General features: G+C 44.3%; 23 protein-coding genes. 19 read left to right on the top strand and 4 right to left on the bottom strand.

Annotated features, from left to right (window positions below; translation table 11 throughout):
- The first annotated feature begins 1 nt into the window (after window position 1).
- The 3 genes from V6668_RS21245 to thiI all read left to right on the top strand — a co-directional run bounded on the left by V6668_RS21245 (window position 2) and on the right by thiI (window position 3,322).
- Window positions 2-754: a lytic transglycosylase domain-containing protein gene (locus V6668_RS21245; protein ID WP_036674814.1), complete on the top strand. Its 753-nt coding sequence runs from the start codon at window positions 2-4 to the stop codon at window positions 752-754.
- A gap of 172 nt (window positions 755-926) precedes the next feature.
- Entirely contained in the window at window positions 927-2,075 is a 1,149-nt protein-coding gene (locus V6668_RS21240) for a cysteine desulfurase family protein (protein ID WP_338706590.1), read from the top strand.
- Between the two features lie 5 nt (window positions 2,076-2,080).
- Window positions 2,081-3,322 carry a tRNA uracil 4-sulfurtransferase ThiI gene (gene thiI / locus V6668_RS21235; RefSeq protein ID WP_036615288.1) on the top strand — a complete coding sequence of 414 codons (1,242 nt, stop codon included), beginning with the start codon at window positions 2,081-2,083 and terminating at the stop codon, window positions 3,320-3,322.
- A 126-nt stretch (window positions 3,323-3,448) separates the two neighbouring features.
- On the opposite strand, the gene V6668_RS21230 is transcribed toward thiI, so the two are convergent.
- On the bottom strand, window positions 3,449-4,159 hold the full coding sequence (locus V6668_RS21230; protein ID WP_047843768.1) for a TerC family protein: 711 nt from the start codon (window positions 4,157-4,159) through the stop codon (window positions 3,449-3,451).
- A gap of 87 nt (window positions 4,160-4,246) precedes the next feature.
- Here V6668_RS21230 and V6668_RS21225 point away from each other — a divergent pair, with 87 nt between their 5' ends.
- From V6668_RS21225 to V6668_RS21200, 6 genes are all read left to right on the top strand, one after another.
- A complete protein-coding gene (locus tag V6668_RS21225; RefSeq protein ID WP_036615000.1) occupies window positions 4,247-4,906 on the top strand; it encodes a TerC family protein in 660 nt (219 codons plus the stop codon).
- A 297-nt stretch (window positions 4,907-5,203) separates the two neighbouring features.
- A complete protein-coding gene (locus tag V6668_RS21220) occupies window positions 5,204-5,698 on the top strand; it encodes a hypothetical protein (RefSeq protein ID WP_338706589.1) in 495 nt (164 codons plus the stop codon).
- A gap of 177 nt (window positions 5,699-5,875) precedes the next feature.
- Window positions 5,876-7,720, top strand: a complete 1,845-nt coding sequence (gene typA / locus V6668_RS21215) for a translational GTPase TypA (RefSeq protein WP_036674819.1) — start codon at window positions 5,876-5,878, stop codon at window positions 7,718-7,720.
- A 298-nt stretch (window positions 7,721-8,018) separates the two neighbouring features.
- Window positions 8,019-8,315, top strand: coding sequence for a YlaH-like family protein (locus V6668_RS21210; protein ID WP_036614990.1), 297 nt, complete (start codon window positions 8,019-8,021; stop codon window positions 8,313-8,315).
- Between the two features lie 90 nt (window positions 8,316-8,405).
- A complete protein-coding gene (locus V6668_RS21205; protein ID WP_036614987.1) occupies window positions 8,406-9,467 on the top strand; it encodes an LCP family protein in 1,062 nt (353 codons plus the stop codon).
- A 98-nt stretch (window positions 9,468-9,565) separates the two neighbouring features.
- Window positions 9,566-10,018, top strand: a complete 453-nt coding sequence (locus V6668_RS21200) for a pyridoxamine 5'-phosphate oxidase family protein (RefSeq protein WP_076318866.1) — start codon at window positions 9,566-9,568, stop codon at window positions 10,016-10,018.
- Between the two features lie 7 nt (window positions 10,019-10,025).
- Here the strand turns inward: V6668_RS21200 and V6668_RS21195 are convergent, their stop codons facing one another.
- Complete coding sequence (locus tag V6668_RS21195) at window positions 10,026-10,721, bottom strand: YhcN/YlaJ family sporulation lipoprotein (protein WP_253501970.1); 696 nt, start codon at window positions 10,719-10,721, stop codon at window positions 10,026-10,028.
- A gap of 152 nt (window positions 10,722-10,873) precedes the next feature.
- On the opposite strand from V6668_RS21195, the gene V6668_RS21190 reads away from it, so the two are divergent.
- A complete protein-coding gene (locus V6668_RS21190) occupies window positions 10,874-12,208 on the top strand; it encodes a PhoH family protein (protein ID WP_024628438.1) in 1,335 nt (444 codons plus the stop codon).
- Window positions 12,209-12,429: 221 nt separating this feature from the next.
- On the top strand, window positions 12,430-13,701 hold the full coding sequence (locus V6668_RS21185; RefSeq protein ID WP_338706588.1) for an ABC transporter substrate-binding protein: 1,272 nt from the start codon (window positions 12,430-12,432) through the stop codon (window positions 13,699-13,701).
- 100 nt (window positions 13,702-13,801) lie between these two features.
- Here V6668_RS21185 and V6668_RS21180 read toward each other — a convergent pair whose 3' ends face one another.
- Together V6668_RS21180 and V6668_RS21175 are read right to left on the bottom strand one after the other, a co-directional pair.
- Entirely contained in the window at window positions 13,802-14,881 is a 1,080-nt protein-coding gene (locus tag V6668_RS21180) for a hypothetical protein (protein ID WP_338706587.1), read from the bottom strand.
- A gap of 184 nt (window positions 14,882-15,065) precedes the next feature.
- Window positions 15,066-15,302: a DUF2626 domain-containing protein gene (locus V6668_RS21175; protein WP_017687281.1), complete on the bottom strand. Its 237-nt coding sequence runs from the start codon at window positions 15,300-15,302 to the stop codon at window positions 15,066-15,068.
- 314 nt (window positions 15,303-15,616) lie between these two features.
- On the opposite strand from V6668_RS21175, the gene V6668_RS21170 reads away from it, so the two are divergent.
- The 8 genes from V6668_RS21170 (at window position 15,617) to bshC (ending at window position 25,230) form a co-directional block, all read left to right on the top strand.
- Window positions 15,617-16,267 carry an RsfA family transcriptional regulator gene (locus V6668_RS21170; RefSeq protein WP_036674824.1) on the top strand — a complete coding sequence of 217 codons (651 nt, stop codon included), beginning with the start codon at window positions 15,617-15,619 and terminating at the stop codon, window positions 16,265-16,267.
- A 151-nt stretch (window positions 16,268-16,418) separates the two neighbouring features.
- The gene (locus V6668_RS21165; RefSeq protein WP_338706586.1) at window positions 16,419-17,378 is read left to right on the top strand and encodes a 2-dehydropantoate 2-reductase; all 960 of its coding nucleotides are present in this window, start codon (window positions 16,419-16,421) and stop codon (window positions 17,376-17,378) included.
- Window positions 17,378-17,752 carry a DUF3397 domain-containing protein gene (locus V6668_RS21160; RefSeq protein WP_036674826.1) on the top strand — a complete coding sequence of 125 codons (375 nt, stop codon included), beginning with the start codon at window positions 17,378-17,380 and terminating at the stop codon, window positions 17,750-17,752. The genes V6668_RS21165 and V6668_RS21160 overlap by 1 nt, the downstream gene beginning before the upstream one ends.
- A gap of 153 nt (window positions 17,753-17,905) precedes the next feature.
- A complete protein-coding gene (locus V6668_RS21155; protein WP_076328093.1) occupies window positions 17,906-19,603 on the top strand; it encodes a peptide ABC transporter substrate-binding protein in 1,698 nt (565 codons plus the stop codon).
- 189 nt (window positions 19,604-19,792) lie between these two features.
- A complete protein-coding gene (locus V6668_RS21150; protein WP_036614893.1) occupies window positions 19,793-20,725 on the top strand; it encodes an ABC transporter permease in 933 nt (310 codons plus the stop codon).
- Between the two features lie 47 nt (window positions 20,726-20,772).
- A complete protein-coding gene (locus tag V6668_RS21145) occupies window positions 20,773-21,654 on the top strand; it encodes an ABC transporter permease (RefSeq protein ID WP_370511422.1) in 882 nt (293 codons plus the stop codon).
- A gap of 17 nt (window positions 21,655-21,671) precedes the next feature.
- On the top strand, window positions 21,672-23,441 hold the full coding sequence (locus tag V6668_RS21140; protein ID WP_338706585.1) for an ABC transporter ATP-binding protein: 1,770 nt from the start codon (window positions 21,672-21,674) through the stop codon (window positions 23,439-23,441).
- Window positions 23,442-23,598: 157 nt separating this feature from the next.
- On the top strand, window positions 23,599-25,230 hold the full coding sequence (gene bshC / locus V6668_RS21135) for a bacillithiol biosynthesis cysteine-adding enzyme BshC (protein ID WP_036674828.1): 1,632 nt from the start codon (window positions 23,599-23,601) through the stop codon (window positions 25,228-25,230).
- Window positions 25,231-25,239: the final 9 nt, after the last annotated feature.

The raw sequence follows: 25,239 nt of genomic DNA, 5'->3' as shown, positions 1-25,239 counted from the left end.
CATGCAGATTGATCCAAGCGGATCGCGGCAGTTGTTGGAACTGCAATTGTCCAATGTGAATAACCAAACCAGTGGATCACAATCGGATGCTGGTTCAACAGTGGATTTCGCCAATGTGATGGACGGGCTGTTAGGTACGGGTGCCAATTCGACGAGCAATACAGATTCCACCGCTACGGTCTCCAAAAGATCCAGTGATGGTTTGTTGTGGCTGCAACTCGGAAGCACGTACAATCCGGATATAAATACGGCAGGATCGTCCTCTGTCTCCAATAACATCGTTGAGTCTTTATTATCTTCATCCAATACAGGAATCGTGGATTCCGGTGCATCTGTACCTACGGATTATGAATCTTTGATTGCTGAGGCAAGTGCGAAGTACGGTGTTCCTGAATCATTGATCAAGGCCGTCATTGACACAGAGTCCAATTTCAACCCAAATGTCGTGTCCTCTGCTGGTGCCAAAGGGCTCATGCAATTAATGGATGGCACGGCTGCAGGGCTGGGTGTGAGTAATTCATTTGATCCTGCCCAGAACATTGATGCGGGTACGAAGTATCTTTCCCTTCAGCTCCAGCGTTTTGGTGGAGAAGTGAAGATGGCACTTGCTGCATATAATGCAGGACCAGGTCGTGTTTCACGTCTTGGCGTGTCGAGTGATAGCGAACTGATGAGTGTACTTAACCGTCTGCCTTCCGAAACACAGAATTATATCTCCAAGGTGGAGAAGGCACAGTCGAAATATGTGATCTAAACTCACATATAGACAGTTGTGAAAACACATGATAGGCAGGATGAGATCAAATGTGGGAGCAGAAGCGCTTGAAACGCCTGTTCCCGGTTGGTCTTTTTGTGTTGTATGGGTATCGTGTTACAATGCTCACTGTAGGTTCAAGAACGAAGAGATAAGGGAGGTCTAACCTCATTTGAAATATTTTGATTATGCTGCAACCACACCTCCCCATCCTGATGTGATTCGTACGATGGCCGAGATTATGGAGACACAATTCGGTAATCCGTCCTCTATCCATGGGTATGGAGAGCGTGCCAATCAGTTGCTGCGTCGTGCTCGATCCGGCTGTGCTGCGGCAATCGGCGTTAAGCCTGAAGAGATTGTATTTACTTCTGGTGCGACCGAGAGCAATAATCTCGCGATAAAAGGTGCGGCATTACGTTATCAGTCACGAGGCGGACATATCATCACTACGGCTACCGAGCATGCCTCGGTGTATGAAAGTGTTATGCAATTGCAGCAGTGGGGATGGAATGTGACGTTAATTTCTGTCAATTCCGCTGGTGTGGTGAATGCTCAGCAGGTTGTAGACGCGATCAGGCCCGACACGGTGCTTGTGAGTCTGATGCATGTAAATAATGAAACAGGAGCCATCCATCCGATTGCAGAAATCGGCAAACAGCTCAAAAAGAAAGCACCACGCGTGCTTTTCCATGTAGATGGTGTTCAGGGTTTTGGGAAAATGGAGGCTACACCTGCTGCTTGGGGTGCAGATCTGTACAGTCTGTCTGCTCACAAGATTCGTGGACCGAAGGGAGCAGGTCTCCTGTATGTGCGAAGTGGAGTGGAGCTTACGCCACTATTGTCAGGAGGATCACAGGAGCAAGGCCTAAGAGCAGGCACAGAAAACGTGGCGTTGCTGGTAGGTATGGCAAAGGCCATGCGAATGGCAGCAGAAGATCAGGTTGATTTTGCCCGGCGTACAACGGTGCTCCGTGATCGATTGATGGAAACGATACGTGTTATTCCTGAATTTAAATTGAACAGTAGCCCAGAGGGTGCACCTCATATTGTGCACTTCTCCTATCCCGGGATGAAGGCAGAAGTAGCGCTGCACACCTTGGAGCAACTTGGCGTAACCATATCGACCCAATCTGCCTGTTCTTCGCGTTCGGCTGAACCGAGTCGGGCTCTACTTGCGATGGGCAGAGATGCAGCTTGTGCTATTGGCGGATTGCGTATTAGTCTTGGAGATGAACATACAGAAGAAGATGTAGCCTTGCTTGAACAGGCTTTACATCAAATGGTGGCGCAGTTGCGGCCCCTCGAAAGGCGGATGTAATGGATATGAAATATGATATGCTGCTTCTCCGTTTCGGAGAGTTTATGTTAAAAGGGAAAAATCGTGCCCGATTTGAGAAAACGATCATTACACAGGTGAAAGCTTTGCTTAAACCTTATCCAGGAGCGAGCCTTCGCAAAGAATATGGCCGTGTCTATGTGGATCTTGGCGGTGAATCACATACTGAACTGATTAAGGTGCTGAAGCGGGTATTTGGTGTGATGTCGATTAGTCCGGTTAAAGTTACTCCATCCGAGCTTGATGAGATTGTGAAAACAGCAGTTGCGTTTATGGACGAAAGGGAAGACGAATTCAAGGAAGGCACCACATTCAAGGTAAATGTAAGGCGGGTATGGAAGGAGTTCCCGAACTCTTCCCATGAAATGAACCATTTGGTCGGTTCCCCGATCCTTCGGAAGTTCCAGCAATTAAGTGTTGATGTTCGTCAACCTGATATTGAACTGCGAGTGGAAATTCGGGATCAGGGTACCTATATTTTCAACGAAACCATTCCGGCAGTAGGCGGCTTTCCACTGGGCACGAATGGCAAAGCAATGGTACTGTTATCAGGTGGAATAGACAGCCCGGTGGCAGCCTGGTCTTCCATGCGCCGTGGACTTGAAGTGGAATGTGTACATTTTTACAGTTACCCGTTCACAAGCGAGCGCGCCAAAGAGAAAGTCATTGATTTGGCACGTGCCCTTGCTGATCATGCAGGAACAATCAAGCTGCATCTGGTTCCATTTACAGAGATTCAAACGGCCTTTACTCAACTGGGTCAGGATAACCTTATTATTACGCTGATGCGACGTTCAATGCTGCGAATTGCATCCAAACTTGCCGAGCGTGAGCGGGCACTCGCACTGATCACCGGGGATAGCCTGGGCCAAGTAGCGAGTCAGACTCTTCCGAGTATGAATGTCATTGGTCGTGCGACGGATCTGCCACTGTTGCGACCACTGGTTATGATGGATAAACAGGAGATCATTACCTTGTCCAAACAGATCGGAACGTATGACATTTCTATTTTGCCATATGAGGATTGCTGCACTCTCTTTGTGCCAAAGTCACCTTCAACCAATCCAAATCTTCGAATTGTGGATAAAATAGAATCAACAATGAGCCATCTGTCAGAATGGGTGGATCAGGCGGTGGAACAAACTGAAACGATCACACTGCACGCCGGTGAAACTTCTGTGGTAACGAATCCGACAGGCGACAATGGCATGAAGGATGACTGGTTCTAAACTCAACAAAAATTAGCATGGCTGACATAATAAGGGCTATGTTAACTAACTGCAAAAAAGGACTGTCCGATGAAATATCGTTCAGTCCTTTGCTGTATTCAGATGAAATTGTTAGTTTAAATTAGCCTACGAATAGGAGCGCTGCTGTTCCCCGCCAGATCCCTTGTGACTGGAACTGCTGGAGCGTTTGCGATAACCTGCAAAGACTACGCCTGCAATAACCACAACGATGAAGAGAATGCGCAATGCCGGATGTTCCGTAAAGTAAGGCAAGAGTCGCTGTTCCTCAGTGATCATATTGGAAGCCGTATACCCGAGAACAATGGCTCCGACATAGATGATCCAAGGAAAGTGATTAATTAGCTTGATAAACAGGGTACTGCCCCAGACGATAATAGGTACACTAATCAGGAGTCCAAGGATGACAAGCACGAGATGCTGCTGTGCTGCTCCAGCAACTGCAATCACGTTATCTAATCCCATGGCTGCATCCGCGATCACAATGGTACGAATAGCGGTCCACAAGGAAGTTCCCGCTTGGACATCATTGTGTTCATCTCCCTGATCCGCCAATAATTTATAGGCAATCCAGATCAGAAGTATGCCTCCCACAAGCAAGAGCCACGGAACTTTAAGCAACCATAAAACAACAACTGTTGCTAAAATTCGAATCAAAAGTGCGCCGCCAGTTCCATATAGAATCGCCTTTTTCTGCACGGAAGGGTGCAAATTTCGAGCTGCGAGACCAATGACGATGGCATTATCCCCAGCCAGAATTAGATCAATAAAGACAACGTTCAGCAAAGCCAGCCAGAATGTGGGACTAAATAGCTCCATGATATATGTCACTCCTTATATACGGTTCAATCATTAAGAATAGCATGGACAACTCCGACATACAAGTTAATGTGGGGGGATGAGGACATGGATACACTATGGCTGTTAACTGAAATTTTAATGATCAATCTGGTATTAAGTGGAGATAATGCGGTTGTTATTGCGCTTGCCAGCAAGGATCTGCCACCAATACAACGCAAAAAAGCGGTATGGTGGGGAGCTTTTGGTGCGGTACTGCTGCGTTGTGTGTTAACCTTTGTAGCGGTATTATTGCTGGGAATTCCCTTTATCCAAGCGGCAGGTGGGCTGTTACTACTCTGGATTGCAATAAAGCTGCTGCTTCAAAATGAGGATGAAGTACATATTCGAGAAGCTTCTACGACCTGGAAAGCCATTCAAACCATTCTGATTGCCGATTTTGTAATGAGTTTGGATAATGTTTTGGCCATAGCGGCTTTGGCAGATGGAGATTTGGCTCTGATCGTCATTGGGATTGCAATCAGTATCCCCATCGTCGTATGGGGGAGTGGGTTAATTGTTGGTTTGTTGAAGCGATTTCCGATTCTTGTATTCGTTGGATCAGGCATCTTAGCCTTCACAGCAGGTGAGATGGTAATGAAAGACCCCAAGTTAGGAGAATGGCTGGGAGGTATGGCATCAGAGGTACATACGCTGCTACCCGTAGCCATGGCTTGTCTTGTGGTTGCGATTGGAGGCGCACATAAATTTGTGCGGAAGAACGCATAGTTTAATTTTGGATAAAAGCTTAAACAGATGACCGTCTGAACCGTCCGGTTTAGGCGGTTTTGTGTTGAGAGAATACGCTTGTCAATACAACAACCATTGGGGTAGTCATAAGTTGCACATTTTAGGGTAATACAGGTAAAGGACGCACGCAAAGTGCGACATCAAGTATAGTTTTTTGCCGAAACATCGGATACACTAGAAGCATGATTACAGGTTTAAATATCAACAGTCAGCATGGAATGTCTATCGTTTATGAAGAAATAAAGTACATAGCCACAGTATAAGAGGTGATTGTAAATGAGGATGAGAAATGAAAAAGCGATTGGACTATTTATTGTAGCTGCGGGAATTATTATTCTGCTTGGCAAGTTTGGCGTGTTTGGATTTATTGGTCGTAATTTCTGGCCTTTGCTGATCCTGCTGCCAGGCATCGCCCTTCATGCGTTATATTATGCGCGTATTTCACCATCGTGGTCACTCGTTCCTGCCGGCATACTAACGGTGTATGGTGTTTTATTCAGTATAATGAATACATGGGGCGCTGGACTTATGAGCAGGTTGTGGCCAGCATTCTTGCTAGGGATCGCCATAGGGTTACTCGAATATGGAATGGCTGAACGACGAAGACCGGAATATGTGTTACCTGCAGCTTTGATCCTTGGTGCGGTGTCCATCATATTATTCGGATTTACCTTGCTGCAAACGGGAATAATCTATGTACTTGCTGTCCTTTTGATCTTGGGTGGAGTCTGGTTATTACTTGGACGAGGACGTCAAGGGAGAGGCTGGTAACATTCCCAGTGGTCTTTTCGTGCGAAATATCTTGATTTTTACCTATAATAAACTATAATATAAGGGATATAGACATGCGTCGGGATATCACCGACGCTTATTTTGTGAGTAACCTGCGAAATTGCGGGAAGTTTAAGTAGATATGATTTGAAATTGGAAAGGATATGGATACAAAACATGCATTCAAGAGAACACATTCGCAATATTGCGATTATTGCCCACGTCGACCACGGAAAAACAACACTCGTTGACAAGTTGCTCCAGCAATCCGGTACTTACCGAGATCACGAAACGGTACAGGAGCGCGTAATGGACTCCAACGATTTGGAGCGTGAACGCGGTATTACGATTTTGGCCAAAAACACGGCTATAACTTATAAAGATTACCTGATTAATATTGTGGATACACCAGGACACGCCGACTTCGGTGGTGAAGTTGAACGTATCATGAAAATGGTTGACGGTGTATTGCTCGTTGTTGATGCTTATGAAGGCTGTATGCCACAAACGAAGTTTGTACTTCGTAAAGCACTCGAGCATAACCTGACACCAATTGTTGTTGTAAACAAAATTGACCGTCCAGCGGCTCGTCCGACTGAGGTTATTGATGAAGTATTGGACCTGTTCATTGAACTGGGTGCCAACGATCAACAACTCGAATTCCCTGTTGTATATGCTTCCGCATTGAACGGAACATCCAGCATGGATAATGATCCTGCCAAACAAGATGACAACATGATGGCGATCTACAATACCATCGTTAGTCATATCCCACACCCTACCGAAAATGTTGAAGAACCACTTCAATTCCTCGTTACTTTGATGGACTACAATGAATACCTTGGCCGTATTGCCATTGGTCGTGTTAACCGCGGTGTGATCCGTCAAGGACAATCGGTAACGGTTATTATGCGTGATGGTAAGAGTAAAACTGCACGTATCGAGAAACTGTTTGGTTTCCAAGGTCTCAAACGTATTGAGACGGAAGAAGCAGGAGCAGGCGACATCGTTGCCATTGCAGGGATCAAGGACATCAACATTGGTGAAACCATTGCCGACCCTAACAACCCGGAAGCTTTGCCAGTTCTGAAAATTGATGAGCCAACACTGCAAATGACGTTCCTCGTGAACAACAGTCCATTCGCAGGTCGTGAAGGTAAATGGGTAACTTCCCGTAAACTTCGTGAGCGTTTGTTCAAAGAGTTGGAAACAGACGTTTCCCTTCGTGTTGACGAAACGGATAGCCCTGATGCATTTATCGTTTCCGGACGTGGTGAGCTTCACTTGGGTATCCTGATTGAAAATATGCGTCGTGAAGGATATGAGCTTCAAGTATCCAAACCAGAAGTTATCGTAAGAGAAGTTGACGGTAAGAAAATGGAACCTGTTGAGCGCTTGTTGATTGATATCCCTGAAGAGAGCATGGGTTCCGTAATGGAGAGCCTGGGCGCACGTAAAGCAGAGATGGTTAACATGGTTAACACAGGTAGTGGTCAAGTACGTCTGGAGTTCCTGATTCCAGCACGTGGTTTGATCGGATATAGCACAAACTTCCTGACATTGACTCGTGGTTACGGTGTAATGAACCATGCATTTGACAGCTACGCTCCAGTAGTATCCGGTCAAGTGGGTGGACGTCACCAAGGCGTGTTGATCTCAACTGAAACGGGTACATCTACGTTCTATGGCATGATGGGCGTTGAGGATCGCGGTACGCTCTTCTTGGAGCCGGGTACTGAAATCTACGAAGGTATGATCGTTGGTGAACATACACGTGACAATGATATCGTTGTTAACATCTGCAAAGAAAAACAACTGACTAACGTTCGTTCTTCCGGTAAAGATGATACGGTTAAAATTAAAACTCCAATTATCTTCTCGTTGGAACAGGCGCTTGAATATCTGAATGAAGATGAATATTGTGAGATTACACCAAAATCTATTCGTCTTCGTAAAAAGATCCTGAACAAATCCGAGCGTGAGCGTGCAGAAAAACAACGCAAAATGGCTTCTAAAGCCTAATAACAACAAAATAAACTATATAAGTTAGCATTTGATGGGCCCGGCAAGTAACGAGAGGGTTGTACAGCTAAAGTAGTGTAGGGATCAGAATCGATTCTGAAGAAGCGAAGCGCTCGCCTTTATCCCCGGATTTTACCATTGAAAAATGGATCAAAAAAATCTGGGGATAACAGCGATCAGAAGAACGAGCTGAGACCGAAACGGTCACGATGCAAGTACTGGCTCTCTAAGTTGCTAAAGGGAATTCCATCAATCAGTTAACTTATCCTAGCATGAACACGAAAGGAGCTGGCTGTGCATGCAAGCATGGTTCGCATCACACCCGATCGTAGCCTACATCGTCATCTTTGTATTGATTACTTACGTATATAATAAGGTGTTTCGGGTACGTCAGAAATTGCCACTTGGTAAGGAAATCGTTCTCTATATTTTGATGGCGATGGGCACATTCATGCTTCTTATTTTTCAGATCGACAAGCTACCCATCATTCAATGTTTGTTGGTCGCGGTTGGTTTGATGTTATTAGTGAGAGTGCGTTATTTTATTGAAGGTCGTCAAAAGAAAAAAGCGGAAGCTGCCGCTCGAAACTCATAATTCCTGTCTTGTACAGACCATCCGTTTTCCTTAGGGAAAGCGGTTGTCTTTTATTTAGACAAAAACAGATGTGATAAAGGTGTTGAAGATATGAACTCAAATTCGAACGGACTGCCTCCACGGAGACAGGCACCAACGCAATCCGGTGCTTCTGGATCGAAGAATGGCAAGGGCAAGCAGCCTAAGAAGAAAAAGAGAATGAATGCTTTTGGCAGAATCCTTTTAAGTCTATTGGTTATTGCCATTGTGGTAGGCGGTGGATATGCGTACTGGGTATACAATCAAGTCGTGGATACAGGCATCGATAAACCGGTACCTCCCGGGATGTCAGCCACAACCAAACCGATCACGATGCTGTTATTAGGCACAGATAACCGTCCTGAAACTGGCACATATCTCTCGGATGTTGTTATGGTGGCTTCGTTGAATCCGGAGACCAAGACGGCAACCATTGTATCTTTGCCTCGAGACACGCGTATTCAATTGGATGGGTACAAATCCAACAAGCTGAATTCCTATTATCCAAGATTCAAAGCACAGGAAAAAACCACTGGCAAAAATGCAGAGGATCAGATGAAAGAAATGATGGGCAAGTATTTGGATGTAGATATTAATTATACAACCGTCCTGAATTTCCAGGCATTCCGTGATGCTGTCAATGCCGTGGGTGGCGTGGATGTGACTGTGGATAAAAATATGTGTTATAGAGATACAGCCGATGGTACAGATATCAATCTGGTCGCAGGCGCACAACATCTCGATGGTAAAGCAGCACTAGATTTTGTTCGTTACCGCAAATCCAATTGTAATCCGAAGACTGATGAATCCAATGACTTTGATCGTAACAAACGTCAAAACCAAGTGCTGAACTCCATGCTGGATCAGATGAAATCTCTTGGGGGCATTACAAAGATCAGCAAAGTGATTGGTGCAGTTGACAAGAATATGACGACAGATGTGGAATCGGAACAAATGAAAAACTTTATCTCGACGTATTGGAACATTTCCACTTCGGATGTGCATTATACTCCGGTTACCGGAGAGTGGAGAAGTCCATATGTGTATATTAATGAGACGGAACTCGCCAATGCCAAGCAGGCTTTACAAGATACACTTTCAGGTAAAGTAACGGCTTCACCTTCAGGCGAATAACCTTCATTCTTTTGGGATTGGAAGCACGTTAATCGGTATGCTATAATAACATAAACCAAGTACAAGAATTGCATAAAGAAGGTTAGGGGGCTGGTTGAATGTCCGAAGCCGTCACACAATTAACTGAATCTCTTTTACAGCAATTCAAGAATGAGACCTTTGTGCTTCTGAGCACTGTGGATGTAGAATCCGGAGGTCCGACTTCAACAGCCATCTCCTGGATTTATGCGGAGAATGCTTCTACTTTTCGTGTAGCAATTGATCATCGTTCACGTTTAGTGAAAAACATGATTACTAATCCGCTCATTACGGTAACTGTCTTTGGAGAAGAGACGGTGTACGCAGTGAACGGACGTGCTGCAGTACGACAAGATCCGCTGCTGGACGTTCCATTTAATATGTGCTGTTTCGACATTACAATTGAAGCGGTGAGGAATGCTCTGTTTTACGGCGCTCAATTGTCCTCTGTGCCTCAATATGTCAAAATATATGATCAGCGTGCTGCTGAGAAATTAGATGAGCAGGTTTTTGCTGCCATGAAAAAAGCCTAGTGAGAGATCACTGGGCTTTTTGTTGTCTTTTGTCCGATGAATGCAGCTGCTGCATTTGTTGTTTTTGATTCACGTGTTCATCCGGATTTTGACGGACTTTGACGTCTTTTGGGAGTTGAGGGATAATTCGTCCCACCATGTCAGCGAGTTCTGAAGCAAAACCGGAGATTGGGTGCCCTTGACGAATATGTTCACCAATCTCTTTAATTCGTTCAGTGACATCTGCATCAGCAGTAACGATGGAATCTATACCTTCGGGGTCTTTGCGAAGTGCTTCGGCAACAGCGTACTTAATGGTACCCACCCGAGCACGTTCCAGTTCACCATCAACATCGATGCCAACTACGGCTGTATTACCGAGTATGACGCAGTTCGCATCTTCAACACCTTCCACTTGCTTGGCAAGGGCTTTAAGGTGATTGATTCGTTTTTCATTGGGCATCCGGCCACTCTTTGCATCATCTGCAATGTTGGTATCATGGACTTCACCTGTATTCTCATTGAGACGGTCCAAACGTGAAGGATTCATCCGATCTTCCTGTGCATTGAGCATGTGAGATCCTTTCCCTTGATCTTGCTGAGTTGTTACATTTCCTCCGTAACCTTTCGCATGTGTACCTTGATTCGGCGAAGCGCTGCGTGTGGAACTGTTGCAACCTGTAAGTATAAAGATCAGAAGCAGCGTGCAAACCCATATTTTCATAAATGTTCATCCTTTCTTGGAGTTTTTCAGAATGGTTGACAATTATTTTGCCCTAGTCGAATACATTTATGTATGGGATCATGATTGTCCATGCCGCTGCTGAAAGATCACACTATTCATGCCTTTAACGACGCCGCTTTGGAGGGGATTGAATGAAAAAGATTTTTGTATTGGATACCAACGTGCTTCTGCATGACCCCAATGCCATATTTGCCTTTGAGGAACATGAGGTAATCATTCCCGCGGTTGTACTGGAGGAGATCGACTCCAAAAAAAGAAATGCCGATGAAATTGGGCGTAATGCCCGTAATGTATCTAGACTGTTAGATGGATTACGAGAGCTGGGTCACTTGCACAGTGGGGTACCTTTGGCTAATGGAGGTAACCTGAAAGTAGAGCTGAATCATCGGAGTTTCGTGAAAGTTCAGGAAATGTTTGGTGAAGTGTCCAACGATAATCGCATTTTGGCTGTCGCACTGAATTATCAGATTGAGGAGAATGAAAAGGAAGTAGTCGAACGTCAGGTCGTGCTTGTCAGTAAAGATGTACTTGTGCGTATCAAAGCGGATGTACTTGGTCTGTTCACACAGGATTACTTATCAGATCGGACGGCAGGACTCAGTGAGTTATATCCAGGTTATACGGCCCTAAAAGTTCATCCGTCAGTGATTGATGAGTTTTACACATATCGTTTTTTACCAATCAAACCGTTACAGTTGTCTTATTCGTTGTATCCGAATGAATTTGTCATTCTCAAGGATGAGATGGGAACCAATAAATCGGCTTTGCTTAAAGTGAACACAGAGGGAACAAAGCTGGAGCCGCTTTTCCTCAGTAATGACAATGTCTGGGGCATTAGCGCACGTAACGCACAACAACGCATGGCACTGGAATTGCTTTTGAATGATGACATCCCGCTTGTTACCATCACCGGTAAAGCCGGAACAGGGAAAACCTTGCTGGCACTTGCAGCAGGTCTGCTTAAGGTAGAGGATGATCATAAGTACAAAAAACTGTTGATCGCTCGCCCTGTCGTTCCAATGGGGAAAGATATCGGTTATTTGCCTGGTGAGAAGGAAGAAAAACTTCGTCCATGGATGCAGCCGATATATGATAATCTGGAGTTTTTGTTTGATACCAAAAAAGCTGGAGATATCGATAAAATCCTAATGGGACTTGGCAGTATTCAGGTGGAGGCCTTAACATATATTCGTGGAAGATCGATACCTGGACAGTTTATCATTATTGATGAAGCCCAGAACCTGTCGCGCCACGAAGTGAAGACCATTGTATCAAGGGTCGGTGAAGGCAGTAAGATTATTTTGATGGGAGACCCCGAACAGATAGACCATCCGTATCTTGATTCTGCCAGTAATGGTCTGACGTATATCGTGGAACGGTTCAAACAAGAGGGAATCAGCGGACACATCATGCTCGAAAAAGGAGAACGGTCCAAGCTGGCACAGCTTGCAGCTGATTTATTGTAAAATTTAGGGGATTTATTTCCCGGAAAATGTTGTTATTGAAGCCGGCTCCTGGAGCCGGCTTTTTGCTGAAAAAATAAGTAAGCGTTATTACACAGAACTCGATATGCTCGTATTATGCAAAAATCCGAAAAAGTGTTTTTCGGCAGGGTAGGACAAGAGTACTACTTATTTGTTACAATAATTGCTGCAGGAAAAAACTAGGTGAACAGGGAGGGAAGTTAATGAAGCGTAGACATCAGGTTGTTTTATTCGCGGTATTGCTGCTTTCGTTAACGATCTTGTCACCGAGTTTTGACTTTAGAGGTTCGCAGCTCAATCAGGAACGCGATCAGGAGAAGGATGCTTTTCCTGGGTCTTCGTCCCGTAATGAAGATGCTCAAGCTCCGCTGGAGATTGTAGTGGCCATGTCGGATGAAGAGTTCCAAGCCTTTCAAAAAATAGCCAAAGAAGTTGCTGCTTCCCAGCTGGTAGAGATTAATCTTCGGAATGAGAAGCCGGATACATATAAGCATGTTTTGGATCTTGAATTTTCACTAGGAGAGAACGGTGATGTTGTTCTGCTTGATAGTGAGGAAGTGCAATACTATGCCCAAAAAGGGTACCTGTATCCGTTAAACGGAACCACATTATCGAAGTCGCTAGGAGATACGGTAGTTGGGTTACGGGGAATGACAGAGTGGAATGGTTATCAGTGGGGAATGCCTTTTGATTTTGATCCGTACATTCTGGCTGCCCAAACTTCATTTCTGAAGAGAGCTGGTCTGGAGTCATTACCTCGCAATAAAGATCAGTGGGTCAAACTTACTCAACAAGCCGTTGCGGAAGGCATCCGTTTGATTACAATGAACATCAATGATATGTACGGGACAAATGCGTGGCTGAATCATTTGGGACCGAGGATGGCACCAGATCAAGTTCAACGAACACAATTAGATTCGCAAACGGGGGATCTTCAGCAGGGGATTCAGTTGATGAATCAGATTCAGCCCCTTATTAGGCTTGAGTCTACCAATTCGGAGTTCTCTCCAACTGCTGACCAGAACGGCACACCGATGGTTGTATCATTGTTATCTCAATTATTAAGTGCGGATCAAGCGAGTAAAGTTGATAAAGATTCTTTGGAGCGGATTTCTTTCGAAACCTTGGAAACTGTAAACTCCAGAAGCCTTGTCATTACTGCGGGTTCGGTTGAGGCTGAGGAGGCCAGTAGATGGATTGAAGGAATGACGTCCGCTACGACACAGCTGAAATGGTACCAACAGGTTAACCGGTTGCCCGCAAAGCAACAGGAACTGGATATGGAGTCTGAGAAACTCATTGGACGTTATGAAATGACAAAGGGACAATCCTGGTTCCCGACCACCCAAGATGTCCCTGATGCAACGACCGAAAGTCATGCTCTAATAACTCGTTTTCATAAAAAAGTACAACAATTCTTAAAGGGTGAAATTACAGCGAATCAATACGTAGACAGTATTAGAACGACGAATTAACTTTAAGTTTGTGTTCAAAAAGTCTGAATTTCAACTTGGATGCTGATGATGCCACAAGGCATCCTTCGTAATCAAAAAGCGGACTTTTTGGACAACCACTTTAAAATGATATAGCTAGTTTTACTTCCAGTATGCCTTCACTTGTTGAAACATCGGTTGCTTTCACAAACGAGAGGATTTTCTGTGGATAGAACCCAAGGTCAAATTCTTTTTCAAGCATTCGGCGAGTGGTGTCTGGTAATTCAAGCTGGTTGAATACAAGTTTGTCCACATGAAAACGAATGGAGTTTTGCGGTTCATTTTCTACCGTATAATGTCCTTCTATGCTTAATTGCAACTGATCCCGCTGACCGGAAGCTATAATCTTATCCTGATTAAACTGAAAGGCAAAGTCTTCAAAGATTGAATTTTGGGAACGAAGAAATGCATTAAGCTCATCCTGCCCAATTCGAATCGTATACGTTGTTCCAGTCGTGGATATACCTCCGTTTTGTTTTTGGATAAAATCGGGCAGGTTCTGCATGGCAGATGCCAATGCTTTGAAATATCGTTTCACCTCATAGATGCCGATATTCTCCCAATAGAGGGTTAATTCATCCATCAGTTTCTGAATCGCTGCCGCATCTCCGCTGGTGGCTATTTGGGCATCCACTTCTTTTTGCAAGGCGACTACACGTTCCCGCTGGTTTTGAAGATTAGTCTTCATTTCGGTTAATTCTGTTGTAGTCTGACGAATCTGAGTGGAAGTCTGTTGCAGATTGCGATAACGGTCCTGATACTTGTCCAGCACAGCCTGATCCCGTCCGATAATAATCTGGTAATAATCATACAGTACAAACAGGTCTTTGAATGACCTGGCTCCCAGGACCGTCATGAGGAGGCTGTCGCGTTCTCCTGTGTAGTAGGACCTCACTACAGCTCCGGCCCGATCTTGCTGAATATGTATCTGCTCTTCCTGTTCCTGCAGCTGGACGGATAATGTCTCGTGTTGTTGACCCAGCTGCTTCTGCCTTTCGGTGATGCGTTCGATTTCATGATCGATTTCAACGATGGATAGACTTTTTTGTAATATCTCACGTGTATCCTCAGGTGAAGACTCTCCATAGGCATAGGCTAAAGGTAGCTGGAGGAATAAAATGATGCATAATATAAAGGCGGAAATGCCGTGTTGATGTTTCACCGATCCATTCTCCTTTCCACTTCTTAAATGACAATCGTACAGGCTTGTTGTCTTCCAGACAATATATGAAACAAATACGTGAAATATCCTTAGTGGTTACATAACACCATGAGCATTCATTTAATCTGAACACAACAAAAAAGCAACCCGACAGATATCGGATCACTTTGATGCTGCAGGTGGATTAGAGCGGCAACCCCATTTCGAATACGGTCCAGTAGCTGAACCCCGTGAATGTTACGATCATATAACCCCAGAAGAGCAATATGTACGTTCGCTCGGTAAATTTCAAGTATCCCAAAATGACAAAAAACGCAGTCTGCAGGAAAAAAAGCAAAGCCATTTCGACCAGATCTCCTGCAAAAGCCATCAGGCCAATTGCAAGCGTGAAGAACCCGAGTACCCGAAACATGCGTGCCACGGTAAATCCTCCTCTCCTAAGTACGTTCATAGATTGTCTACACAACATTATACCGGGAAAGGAAAAACGTGTAAACAAATTTGGATATGAAAGCGAATTCTTTTTTTGCTCAAAGTAAGTATAGAAGGATATGTTTTACATATGTCACGTATGAGCAAGCCTGAATGTGGAAATACATTTTAGTATGAAATCAATTCTATGAACTCTATGAGAGGCATAAGAATGAATGAAGCAGCTTTTATACCTAATTCACATACCGGGCTTCCGGTAATGCGGACGGTTATTTTAGGATGTTGTTAGGAGGGTATTATAGCATGACTGCAGTGAGACAGGATGCTTGGAGTACAGAGGACGATTTGATATTGGCTGAGGTTACTTTGCGTCATATTCGGGAAGGCAGTACACAATTGGCCGCTTTTGAAGAGGTGGGCGAAAAAATAGGCAGAACATCTGCCGCATGCGGTTTTCGCTGGAACAGTTGTGTACGTAAAAAGTATGATTCTGCCATCAGTAACGCCAAGGCACAACGACAAAAACGAAGTTATCTCAGAAAGCAACCAGCTATGCTCGGACCGCAGGTTGCAGCACTGTCTACACTGGACACTGAAGAACATCTGTACAAATCAGATGGGATCTCAGACGATTCATTATCGATGGATGCAGTAATCCGCTTCCTGCGACAATGGAAGGGAACGGTGCAGGAGAGTAGTCGTCAACTCAAGATGCTGGAGAAGGAGCTTCGGGAGAAAGAAGATGAATTGCTTGAACTACGTCTTGAGAATGACCGTCTCTCCAAGGAAGTGAATGAAGTACAGACGGATTACCGTGTGGTGAATGACGACTACAAAGCTTTGATTCAGATTATGGATCGGGCTCGCAGACTCGCATTTTTGTCCGAAGAAGAAGAGGAACTTAAGACACGTTTCAAGATGGATGCCAACGGGAATCTGGAACGAATTGAATAACAAATTCAGACGTTTGATTTGTGAAAGTCAGGTATGAACCCGCCACACCTCCGTTACACAACGGCAGGTATGACGGGTTTTTAGTTTGGTGTTTTTGTTCTATTATAGATAATAGAAGGAGAAACTACTGAAGCGGAGAGGAGTGCATCATATGATCATTGACATCGTAGGAGCGGGGGCACTTGGTCTTTTGTATGGCGGGAAACTGCTGGCGTCAGGTAACCAGGTCAGATTTTGGACCAGAACAACAGCTCAGGCAGACCTCCTCAGCCATAATGGAGTAACCATTGTGGAACAAGACGAGGAGATACATATTCTACCGGATCAAATACAGGCGAAACCAATAAGAAAGCTGACTGACACATGGAAGAACACACAAGGAGAATGGTTACTGCTCATGGTTAAGCAGACAAGCATTGATGATTTCATTGATGAGATTAGTCCATTACAAGATCATGTGCTGAATGTCGCTTGTTTTCAGAATGGGATGGGCCATCTTACAAAACTTCAAGCAGCTTTGCCAAAGTCGCTTCTGTGTAGTGCGGTTACAACAGAAGGTGCGAAGCGAACACAAAGTCAGGTGACTCGTGCAGGTACAGGTGAAACTAGGCTGGGGAGGTACAACATACATATAGGAGCTTCTACCTCTATAGAGGAGCAGAGAACATTTACTCTGTCGGGATCGTTGCAGCAGGCAGGATTTGACTGTACAGTGTCGAATGAAATCGATAAGCTGATATACAGGAAACTATTGATTAATTCAGTCATTAACCCGCTCACGGCACTATGGCGAATCCCTAATGGAGAATTGATCGTCAAGGAAGAACGAAAGAGGCTAATGCGCCAGTTATATGATGAAGTATTGTTAATCTACTCTGCAAGTGGAATATGTTTGGATCAGGATATGTGGGATCAACTGATATCGGTTTGTCGTTCTACTGCCACGAATACTTCCTCCATGCTTGCAGATGTTCTCGCTGGACGTGGTACAGAAGTGAGGTCAATTAACGGTCATATTGTAAAGATGGCACAGAAGTTGGACCTTTTTGCACCTACACATGAAATACTGCTTCATCTGATTGAAGGAATGCAACCGGAAGGAGTGAATTAATGGGACTTTTTATTGTGTTGAGCATATTGCCCTTTTTTCCGTTCTTTCTTGTCTATTGGGGCATGTACGTATGGAAAAAAGACAAACGTAAAGCATTGCGAATGGCAATGGATGTAACCACTTTTTTTCTTGTATTTTCAGTTTCAGCGTTATTCAACTTAACATTTGATTCGAATTTTGGTTTTTATCTGACATTAATACTCATACTAGTAGCACTTGGATTCATCGGGGGTGCGCAAAATCGACTAAAAGGGAAGGTCGATAGGGGTAGAATGTTCCGGGCCGTATGGCGCATGTCTTTCGTTATCATGAGTTTCGGGTATGTTTTGTTTACTTTATTTGGATTATTTAGATACTTCATGCAACTGATGTAAGGTTACATAACGCAAAAGAGGCAAAAAATGTGTCGATTTTGTCGAAAACTGAAAAAAACATTACTTTCTGAAAAAGTAATGTAGATTTTTTTGACCGGTGGTTGTATAATCTATAAACATATAAACCATATCAATTTAGGGGGAACGTGTTAGATGAAAAGGAAAAGTCTATTAGTCCTTTTGACGCTGATTTTGGCGTTCGGTACCGTACTTGCAGCGTGCGGATCGAAAAACGAAGGCACAGGTAACACCGATACTGGTTCTGCAAACGAAGGAAATGGTCTTGCTAAAGATCAAATTCTGAAAATCAACCTGTCAGCTGAACCTCCTACGTTGGACCCGGCTCAAGCAAAAGACAGCCAAACCAACACAGTTCTGAAATTCTTGTACGAAGGTCTTGTACGCATTGATGCTGATGGTAAAGAACAAGCAGGCGTAGCTAAAGACTGGAAAATTTCCGAAGATGGTTTGAAATATGTTTTCAACCTGAACCCGGAAGCTAAATGGAGCAACGGTGATGCAATCACTGCCGAAGACTTTGTTCGTTCTTGGGAACGTGCTTTGAAACCGGAAACAGCTTCTCCATATGCATACCAATTGTACTACATTAAAGGTGCTGAAGGTTACAACCTCAGCAAAGATGAAACATACAAAGGTACTAAAGTCACAGATTTCTCACAAGTAGGCGTTAAAGCTACTGATGAGCACACATTGGAAGTAACGTTGGAAAACCCAACACCTTACTTCTTGGGTCTGACAGCATTCTACACGTACTACCCAGTACATGCATCTGCTGACACCAATGACAAATTCTTCACAGACTACAAAAACATGATCGTTAACGGACCATTTGTAATGGATCAATACTCTAAAGGTCAAAAAATTGTTGTGAAGAAAAACGATGGTTACCATGCAGCTGCCGATATTAAATTGGCTCAAATCGATATGTCTCTGACAAACAGCAGTGCTTCCGAACTGCAAGCTTACAAATCAGGACAATTGGACTACACTGGTGCACCTAACGGTGAAATTCCATCCGACCAAATTCCTTCTGTAAAAGCGGAATTGCCGGACGAGTTCAAAGCTACTGGTATTGCAAGTACGTACTACTATCAGTTCAACGTAAACGAAGCACCATTTAACAACGTAAAAATCCGTAAAGCATTTGCAATGGCAATTCAGCGTCAGCTGATTGTTGACAAAGTTACACAAGGTGGACAAATTCCAGCATTCGGCTTTGTACCTCCAGGTATCCGTGGCGAAAACGGCGAATTCCGTGATGAGCACAAAGACGATTACTTCACAGAAAATGTTGAAGAAGCTAAAGCATTGCTTGCTGAAGGTATGAAAGAAGAAGGTTACACAACATTGCCAGCTGTTACGTTGATCTACAACACTAGTGATGGTCACGCGAAAATCGCTTTGGCGGTTGCTGACATGTGGAAACAAAATCTTGGTGTTGATGTGAAAACAGAAAACCAAGAGTGGGGCGTATTCCTTGAGAACCGTCAAAACCAAAACTTCCAAGTAGCTCGTGCAGGTTGGTCTGCTGACTACAACGATCCATACAACTTCTTGGAAATGTGGACTACTGGAAACACAAACAATGATTCCAAATTCAGCAACGAACAGTATGACAAAGATGTTAAAGAAACTGTAAAATCTGCTGATCCAGCTGCACGTATGGCTGCATTTGCTGACGCTGAGAAAATCCTGATTCAAGATGAAATGGGCGTTATGCCAATCTATTATTACACTAACGTATCTTTGACTAAGCCTTACCTGAAAGGTGTACAACTTGATTTCAGTGGAGCTATTGACTACACTCGTGCATATCTGGAAGAGAAATAAGTTGTTCTGAAGTCTAATATGAATACTTCGGGATATATATGTGGAATTCCATATATATCCCGATTTTTTGTATGTGCACCGATTTTCCTTATAATTCTTGAAATTTCCGATAAATGGATTGGACTTTATTTCTGTCTAATTCTACAATCGATTTGTATACAAAATATTGTTTGTGGAGGTGTGCAAGGGTTGGTTAAGTATGTGTTGAAAAAACTATTATTTATGCTGCTATCGCTTTTCATACTCGCATCTGCAACCTTCTTCCTGATGAAGGCTATTCCGGGTGACCCTTTTACATCTGAGAAAAAAGTATCGCCTGAAATTCGGGTCTTGCTGGAACAGAAGTATGGATTGGACAAACCGATGTATGAACAATACCTGAAGTATATGGGTGGAATCATTAAGGGAGATTTCGGAGTCTCAATGAAATATCTCAATCGAGATGTAGCCGGAATGATCGGCGAAACATTCACCGCTTCGCTGAAGCTTGGAGTGTTTGCAATTGTTATCTCCATTATCGTGGGTGTTCTGCTGGGCCTTATTGCTGCAGTTTACCATCGTAAACTCATTGATGATATCACGATGATCCTGGCTGTCATAGGGATAGCTGTTCCGAGCTTCTTGCTTGCGTCACTATTGCAGTATCTCTTTGCTACTAAATTAGGCTGGTTTAACGTTATGGGCTTTGATGGTCCATTGGATTATGTTCTTCCGGTTGCAGCGCTATCTGCATCTCCGATTGCTTTTATCGCTCGTTTGACGCGTTCGAGCATGCTTGAAGTTTTACATGCAGATTATATCAAAACAGCTAAAGCCAAAGGTTTGAAATGGCCTGCAATCATGTTTAAACACGTTGTAAGAAACGGTATTCTACCAGTAGTAACTTATGTTGGTCCAATGACAGCGAATATCATCACAGGTTCCGTTGTAATTGAACAGATCTTTAACATCGGGGGAATTGGTAAAGTATTCGTAGAGAGTATCACAAACCGTGATTACACTATGATCATGGGGATTACGATTTTCTATGGTATCCTCCTGATGTTGGCTCGTTTCTTTACGGATATCGCTTACGTGCTGATTGATCCTAGAATTAAGCTGGAAAGCCGGAAGGGGGCATAACGTTGTCTGGCACGAATAATAAAAAGAATGAAACGGCGAACACGAACCTGACTAGTCAGGCAGCGGTTAAACCGCAAGAAAGTGTATCCCTTTTTAAAGATGCCATGTACAGACTTGCAACCAATAAGGCTGCAATGATCAGTCTGAGCGTGTTGGTTCTTGTCGTGATTTTCTCTTTGATTGGTCCAACTTCTTTGTTTACAAGTTATAATTATTATTCCAATGATTTGTTGAATGCCAATGCAGCACCGAGTGCGGAGCACTGGTTCGGTACGGACGAGCTTGGTCGCGACGTGTGGGTAAGAACTTGGGTAGGAGCACGTGTATCCCTTACTGTAGGTTTGGCCGCAGCCTTGATTGACCTTGTTATCGGGGTTATTTATGGAGCGATCATGGGTTTCTATGGTGGACGTGTAGATGGAATTATGAACAAGTTTTCCGAAATCCTCTACTCCTTGCCGTACATGCTTGTTGTAATTTTGTTGCTGGTTGTACTGGAACCAAGTCTGACAACGATTATCATTGCCCTCACCATCACAGGCTGGATCAGCATGTCATGGATTGTGCGTGGTGAAATTATGCAACTCAAAAACAGAGACTTTATTCTTGCTGCAAGGTCCATGGGAGCAAGCACAGGGCGTCAATTGTTCCGTCATTTGTTGCCCAATGCAATAGGACCGATTCTTGTAACATTGACGTTGTCCATTCCAAATGCAATCTTTGCTGAAGCGTTCCTGAGCTTCCTTGGATTGGGTGTATCAGCACCAAGATCTTCACTTGGTTCTATGATCAATGATGCACTTACAGGCTGGACGCTATTCCCGTGGCGGATGTGGTTCCCAGCAGGTCTGATGGTTCTTACAATGCTTGCATTTAACTTGCTCGGAGACGGTCTGCGTGACGCACTCGATCCGAAATTACGTAAATAGAAACAGGAGGTGGGATTATGGAGCCGATTTTAACTGTCAAAGACCTGAGTGTGTCGTTCTCAACACGTTCTGGTGAATTTGATGCCGTTAAACATGTGAGTTTTGAACTTGGCAAAGGAGAGACGCTGGGGATCGTAGGTGAATCGGGTAGTGGTAAGAGTGTTACCGCCCAAACCATCATGAAATTGATTCCCTCCCCGCCTTCGAAGGTCAAAAGCGGAGAAATTACTTTTCACGGGCAAGACCTGCTGAATAAGACAGACAAACAAATGGAAGCGATTCGTGGTAAAGATATCGGTATGATCTTCCAAGATCCAATGACTTCATTGAATCCTACCATTAAAATTGGTAAACAAATTACCGAAGTATTGCGCAAGCATCAGAACATGTCCAAACAAGCGGCGAATAAAGCGGCTTTGGAGATGCTGGAACTTGTAGGTATCAAGAATGCGGCTATCCGCATGAATCATTATCCTCACCAATTCTCTGGTGGTATGCGTCAGCGTGCTATGATTGCGATCGCGCTTGCATGTCGTCCATCCCTCCTGATTGCGGATGAACCGACAACTGCACTTGACGTTACAATTCAGGCTCAAATTCTGGATGTCATGAAAGACATGCAGCAAAAGCTTGGAACATCGATCATGCTGATTACGCATGACCTTGGTGTCGTAGCGGGTATGTGTGACCGTGTTGTTGTTATGAAGGAAGGCGAAGTTGTTGAAACAGGAACAACTGCTGAAATCTTTAGTAACCCTCAACATCCATACACGATTAAATTGCTGAATGCCTTGCCTCGTCTGGACGAGCCCAAAAAGGAAAAACCAGCTCCGGCTGGTATTATCAAAGGTAGCAATAAGCCTCTGGTACAAGTGAAAAACTTGAAACAGTACTTTAATTTGGGTAAAGGTAACATTCTCAAAGCGGTCAATGACGTAAGCTTTGATATCTTTGAAGGTGAAACACTTGGCGTTGTAGGCGAGTCTGGCTGTGGTAAATCCACAACAGGTCGTACCATTCTGCGTCTTTATGAGCCAACTGGCGGAAATGTTAACTTCAACGGAACGGATATCTACAAGTTGTCCCCGCGCAAAATGAAAGAAATGCGTAAAGATATGCAGATGATCTTCCAAGATCCATATGCATCTCTTAACCCGCGTTTCAATGTTATGGATATTATCGGGGAGTCACTCGATATTCATGGTCTGGCTTCCAGCTCTAAAGAGCGCAAGAGACGAGTGGAGGAACTGCTTGATCTGGTAGGTTTGAATCCAAGTCATGCTCTTCGTTATCCACATGAATTCTCCGGTGGTCAAAGACAACGGATCGGGATTGCGCGTGCACTTGCTGTAGACCCTAAATTCATCATCTGTGATGAGCCATTGTCTGCACTGGATGTATCCATTCAAGCACAGGTCGTTAAATTGCTTGAAGAACTTCAACAACGTCTCGGCTTGACTTACCTGTTTATCGCGCATGACTTGTCGATGGTTAAACATATCAGTGACCGTGTCGCTGTAATGTACATGGGTAAAGTGGTTGAGCTCGCAGAAAGTGAAGAACTGTATGCGAACCCTATCCACCCTTATACCAAAACATTGCTCTCAGCAATCCCTGTACCTGATCCGGAAGTGGAAGCGAACAAACGTCGTATCTTGCTGCCGGAAGAGCATATGAGCCCGATTCAAAATGGATCAGGTGGTCCTGCAAATGACCCGTACAACTTGGAAAATTCTCAATTGATTGAGGTTTCCAAAGGTCACTGGGTTGCAGAACCTTACGTATAATAGGAATATTAAAGCGATATGCTATTATTGATGTATTAAATGCCGCCGACTCGTTCGGCGGTTTTTTTCGTATTTTAATTACTTTCTTTTGACGAAGCGGCCCTGAATTCGGTACAATCAAGAAAGGCTCTTTGAAGCAGAATAGGAGGCAGACCTCATGAACGGTATTACCGAGGCACTCCGCAGCGGATCAAGACTTGCAGAAGATTATATCTGTTCAAGAGATGCTGCGCGTGGCCTTTACGAGTATGACATTCGCTGGGAATCAGGACTTCAGGCGCGTGCCGAGTGGCTGGACCAATCGGAAAACACACGTATTGATCGTCGTGATCTGGCAGAGTATTTACGTATATATAATAAGCGGGTGAACGACCATGGAGAGGTTCATGCGTCCATCACACGTCTTGCAGAACAAGATGCACTAGTGGTTACAGGAGGACAGCAGAGCGGTCTGCTCACCGGACCACTGTTCGTCATATACAAAGCCGCCAGCGTAGTGGCAGCTGCGCGTGAAGCGGAAGAAAGACTTCAACGCCCGGTAGTCCCAGTATTTTGGATTGCCGGTGAAGACCATGACTGGGATGAGGTTAACCACACATATCTACCTGATCGTCAGGGAGACATGAACAAGGTTAAGTTACAAGGACGATTCGCAGGAAGGGATTCTGTGAGTAATGTTCATGTGGATACGCAGCAGTGGATGAATGTACTCGAACAGGTGGAACATCTTTTACCTGATACGATACATAAACCAGGACTGATGAAATGCATCACAGAGATCCATCAATCCAGTTCAAATCTGAGTGATGCATTTGCCCGCATGATATCTGCTTTGTTTGCCAGCAGTGGACTTGTTCTAATGGATGCATCGGATCCAGATTTACGCAGGTTGGAACAGCCCGTGTTTGAGCGGTTGATACGAAAAAATGAAGTGCTGCGCAGCGCATACACTCAAGGTGCTTCGCTGGTACAACAAGCTGGTTATGCTATGCCTGCCGAAGTGGCGGAGGATGGAGCCAATCTGTTCTACATTCATGAAGGTACGCGTCTACTCTTGTTGTTGAAGGACGGTTTATATAGTGATCGCAAAGGTTTGGTTTCTTTCTCAGAGGAACGTTTGCTTCAGGAACTGGGAGAACATCCGGAGCGCTTCAGTAACAACGTATTGACACGACCATTAATGCAAGATTCCGTGTTGCCTGTAGCCGCTGTTATTTTGGGGCAAGGTGAAATTGCATATTGGGGTTTGACTCGGGAAGCATTCCGTCAGTTCGGCCTGCAAATGCCCATTTTGTTGCCGCGGTTGTCTTTCACCATCATGGAAGATATTCATCACAAACATATGAAACAATATGGACTTTCTTTTCAGGATGTTCAATATCATATGGAAGAAAAGAAGGAGCAGTGGCTCGCACAGCAGGAGACGTTCCAGGTAGATGAACAGTTTGACAAGGTTCAGGAAGCGTTTCTTGATCTGTATGGACCGTTGCTTGATGAGATCGCGGAGATTCATCCGGGGCTGGAACGAATTGGCGATACCAATTTGAGTAAAATCAACGAGCAAATGCAGTATCTGAAGCAACAGACTCACAAAGCTATCGAAGATAAACATAATGTGAGTCTAAGGCACTGGAACGGCATTCAGAACTCCTTATTCCCAACGGGCAAACCACAGGAACGAGTACATAATGCACTCTTTTACCTGAATCGTTATGGCACCGAGTGGATCGATGAACTGATTAAGGCCTCAAGCGAATTCCTTGGAGAGCATAAGGTTATTGCACTATAGAGCCCTTTA

The sequence above is a fragment of the Paenibacillus amylolyticus genome, from assembly GCF_036894225.1.
GTDB classification, from domain to species: Bacteria; Bacillota; Bacilli; order Paenibacillales; family Paenibacillaceae; genus Paenibacillus; species Paenibacillus amylolyticus.
The sequence above is the reverse complement of the archived record's forward strand: the minus strand, read 5'-3'. Positions and strand labels throughout refer to the sequence as shown.

What these genes read in the sequence shown, in the direction of transcription:
- V6668_RS21245 (WP_036674814.1), top strand. Translation starts at nt 2, where the DNA reads ATGCAGATTGATCCAAGCGGATCGCGGCAGTTGTTGGAACTGCAATTG.
- thiI (WP_036615288.1), top strand. Translation starts at nt 2,081, where the DNA reads ATGAAATATGATATGCTGCTTCTCCGTTTCGGAGAGTTTATGTTAAAA.
- V6668_RS21230 (WP_047843768.1), bottom strand. Translation starts at nt 4,159, where the DNA reads ATGGAGCTATTTAGTCCCACATTCTGGCTGGCTTTGCTGAACGTTGTC.
- V6668_RS21225 (WP_036615000.1), top strand. Translation starts at nt 4,247, where the DNA reads ATGGATACACTATGGCTGTTAACTGAAATTTTAATGATCAATCTGGTA.
- V6668_RS21220 (WP_338706589.1), top strand. Translation starts at nt 5,204, where the DNA reads ATGAGGATGAGAAATGAAAAAGCGATTGGACTATTTATTGTAGCTGCG.
- typA (WP_036674819.1), top strand. Translation starts at nt 5,876, where the DNA reads ATGCATTCAAGAGAACACATTCGCAATATTGCGATTATTGCCCACGTC.
- V6668_RS21210 (WP_036614990.1), top strand. Translation starts at nt 8,019, where the DNA reads ATGCAAGCATGGTTCGCATCACACCCGATCGTAGCCTACATCGTCATC.
- V6668_RS21205 (WP_036614987.1), top strand. Translation starts at nt 8,406, where the DNA reads ATGAACTCAAATTCGAACGGACTGCCTCCACGGAGACAGGCACCAACG.
- V6668_RS21200 (WP_076318866.1), top strand. Translation starts at nt 9,566, where the DNA reads ATGTCCGAAGCCGTCACACAATTAACTGAATCTCTTTTACAGCAATTC.
- V6668_RS21195 (WP_253501970.1), bottom strand. Translation starts at nt 10,721, where the DNA reads ATGAAAATATGGGTTTGCACGCTGCTTCTGATCTTTATACTTACAGGT.
- V6668_RS21190 (WP_024628438.1), top strand. Translation starts at nt 10,874, where the DNA reads ATGAAAAAGATTTTTGTATTGGATACCAACGTGCTTCTGCATGACCCC.
- V6668_RS21185 (WP_338706588.1), top strand. Translation starts at nt 12,430, where the DNA reads ATGAAGCGTAGACATCAGGTTGTTTTATTCGCGGTATTGCTGCTTTCG.
- V6668_RS21170 (WP_036674824.1), top strand. Translation starts at nt 15,617, where the DNA reads ATGACTGCAGTGAGACAGGATGCTTGGAGTACAGAGGACGATTTGATA.
- V6668_RS21165 (WP_338706586.1), top strand. Translation starts at nt 16,419, where the DNA reads ATGATCATTGACATCGTAGGAGCGGGGGCACTTGGTCTTTTGTATGGC.
- V6668_RS21160 (WP_036674826.1), top strand. Translation starts at nt 17,378, where the DNA reads ATGGGACTTTTTATTGTGTTGAGCATATTGCCCTTTTTTCCGTTCTTT.
- V6668_RS21155 (WP_076328093.1), top strand. Translation starts at nt 17,906, where the DNA reads ATGAAAAGGAAAAGTCTATTAGTCCTTTTGACGCTGATTTTGGCGTTC.
- V6668_RS21140 (WP_338706585.1), top strand. Translation starts at nt 21,672, where the DNA reads ATGGAGCCGATTTTAACTGTCAAAGACCTGAGTGTGTCGTTCTCAACA.
- bshC (WP_036674828.1), top strand. Translation starts at nt 23,599, where the DNA reads ATGAACGGTATTACCGAGGCACTCCGCAGCGGATCAAGACTTGCAGAA.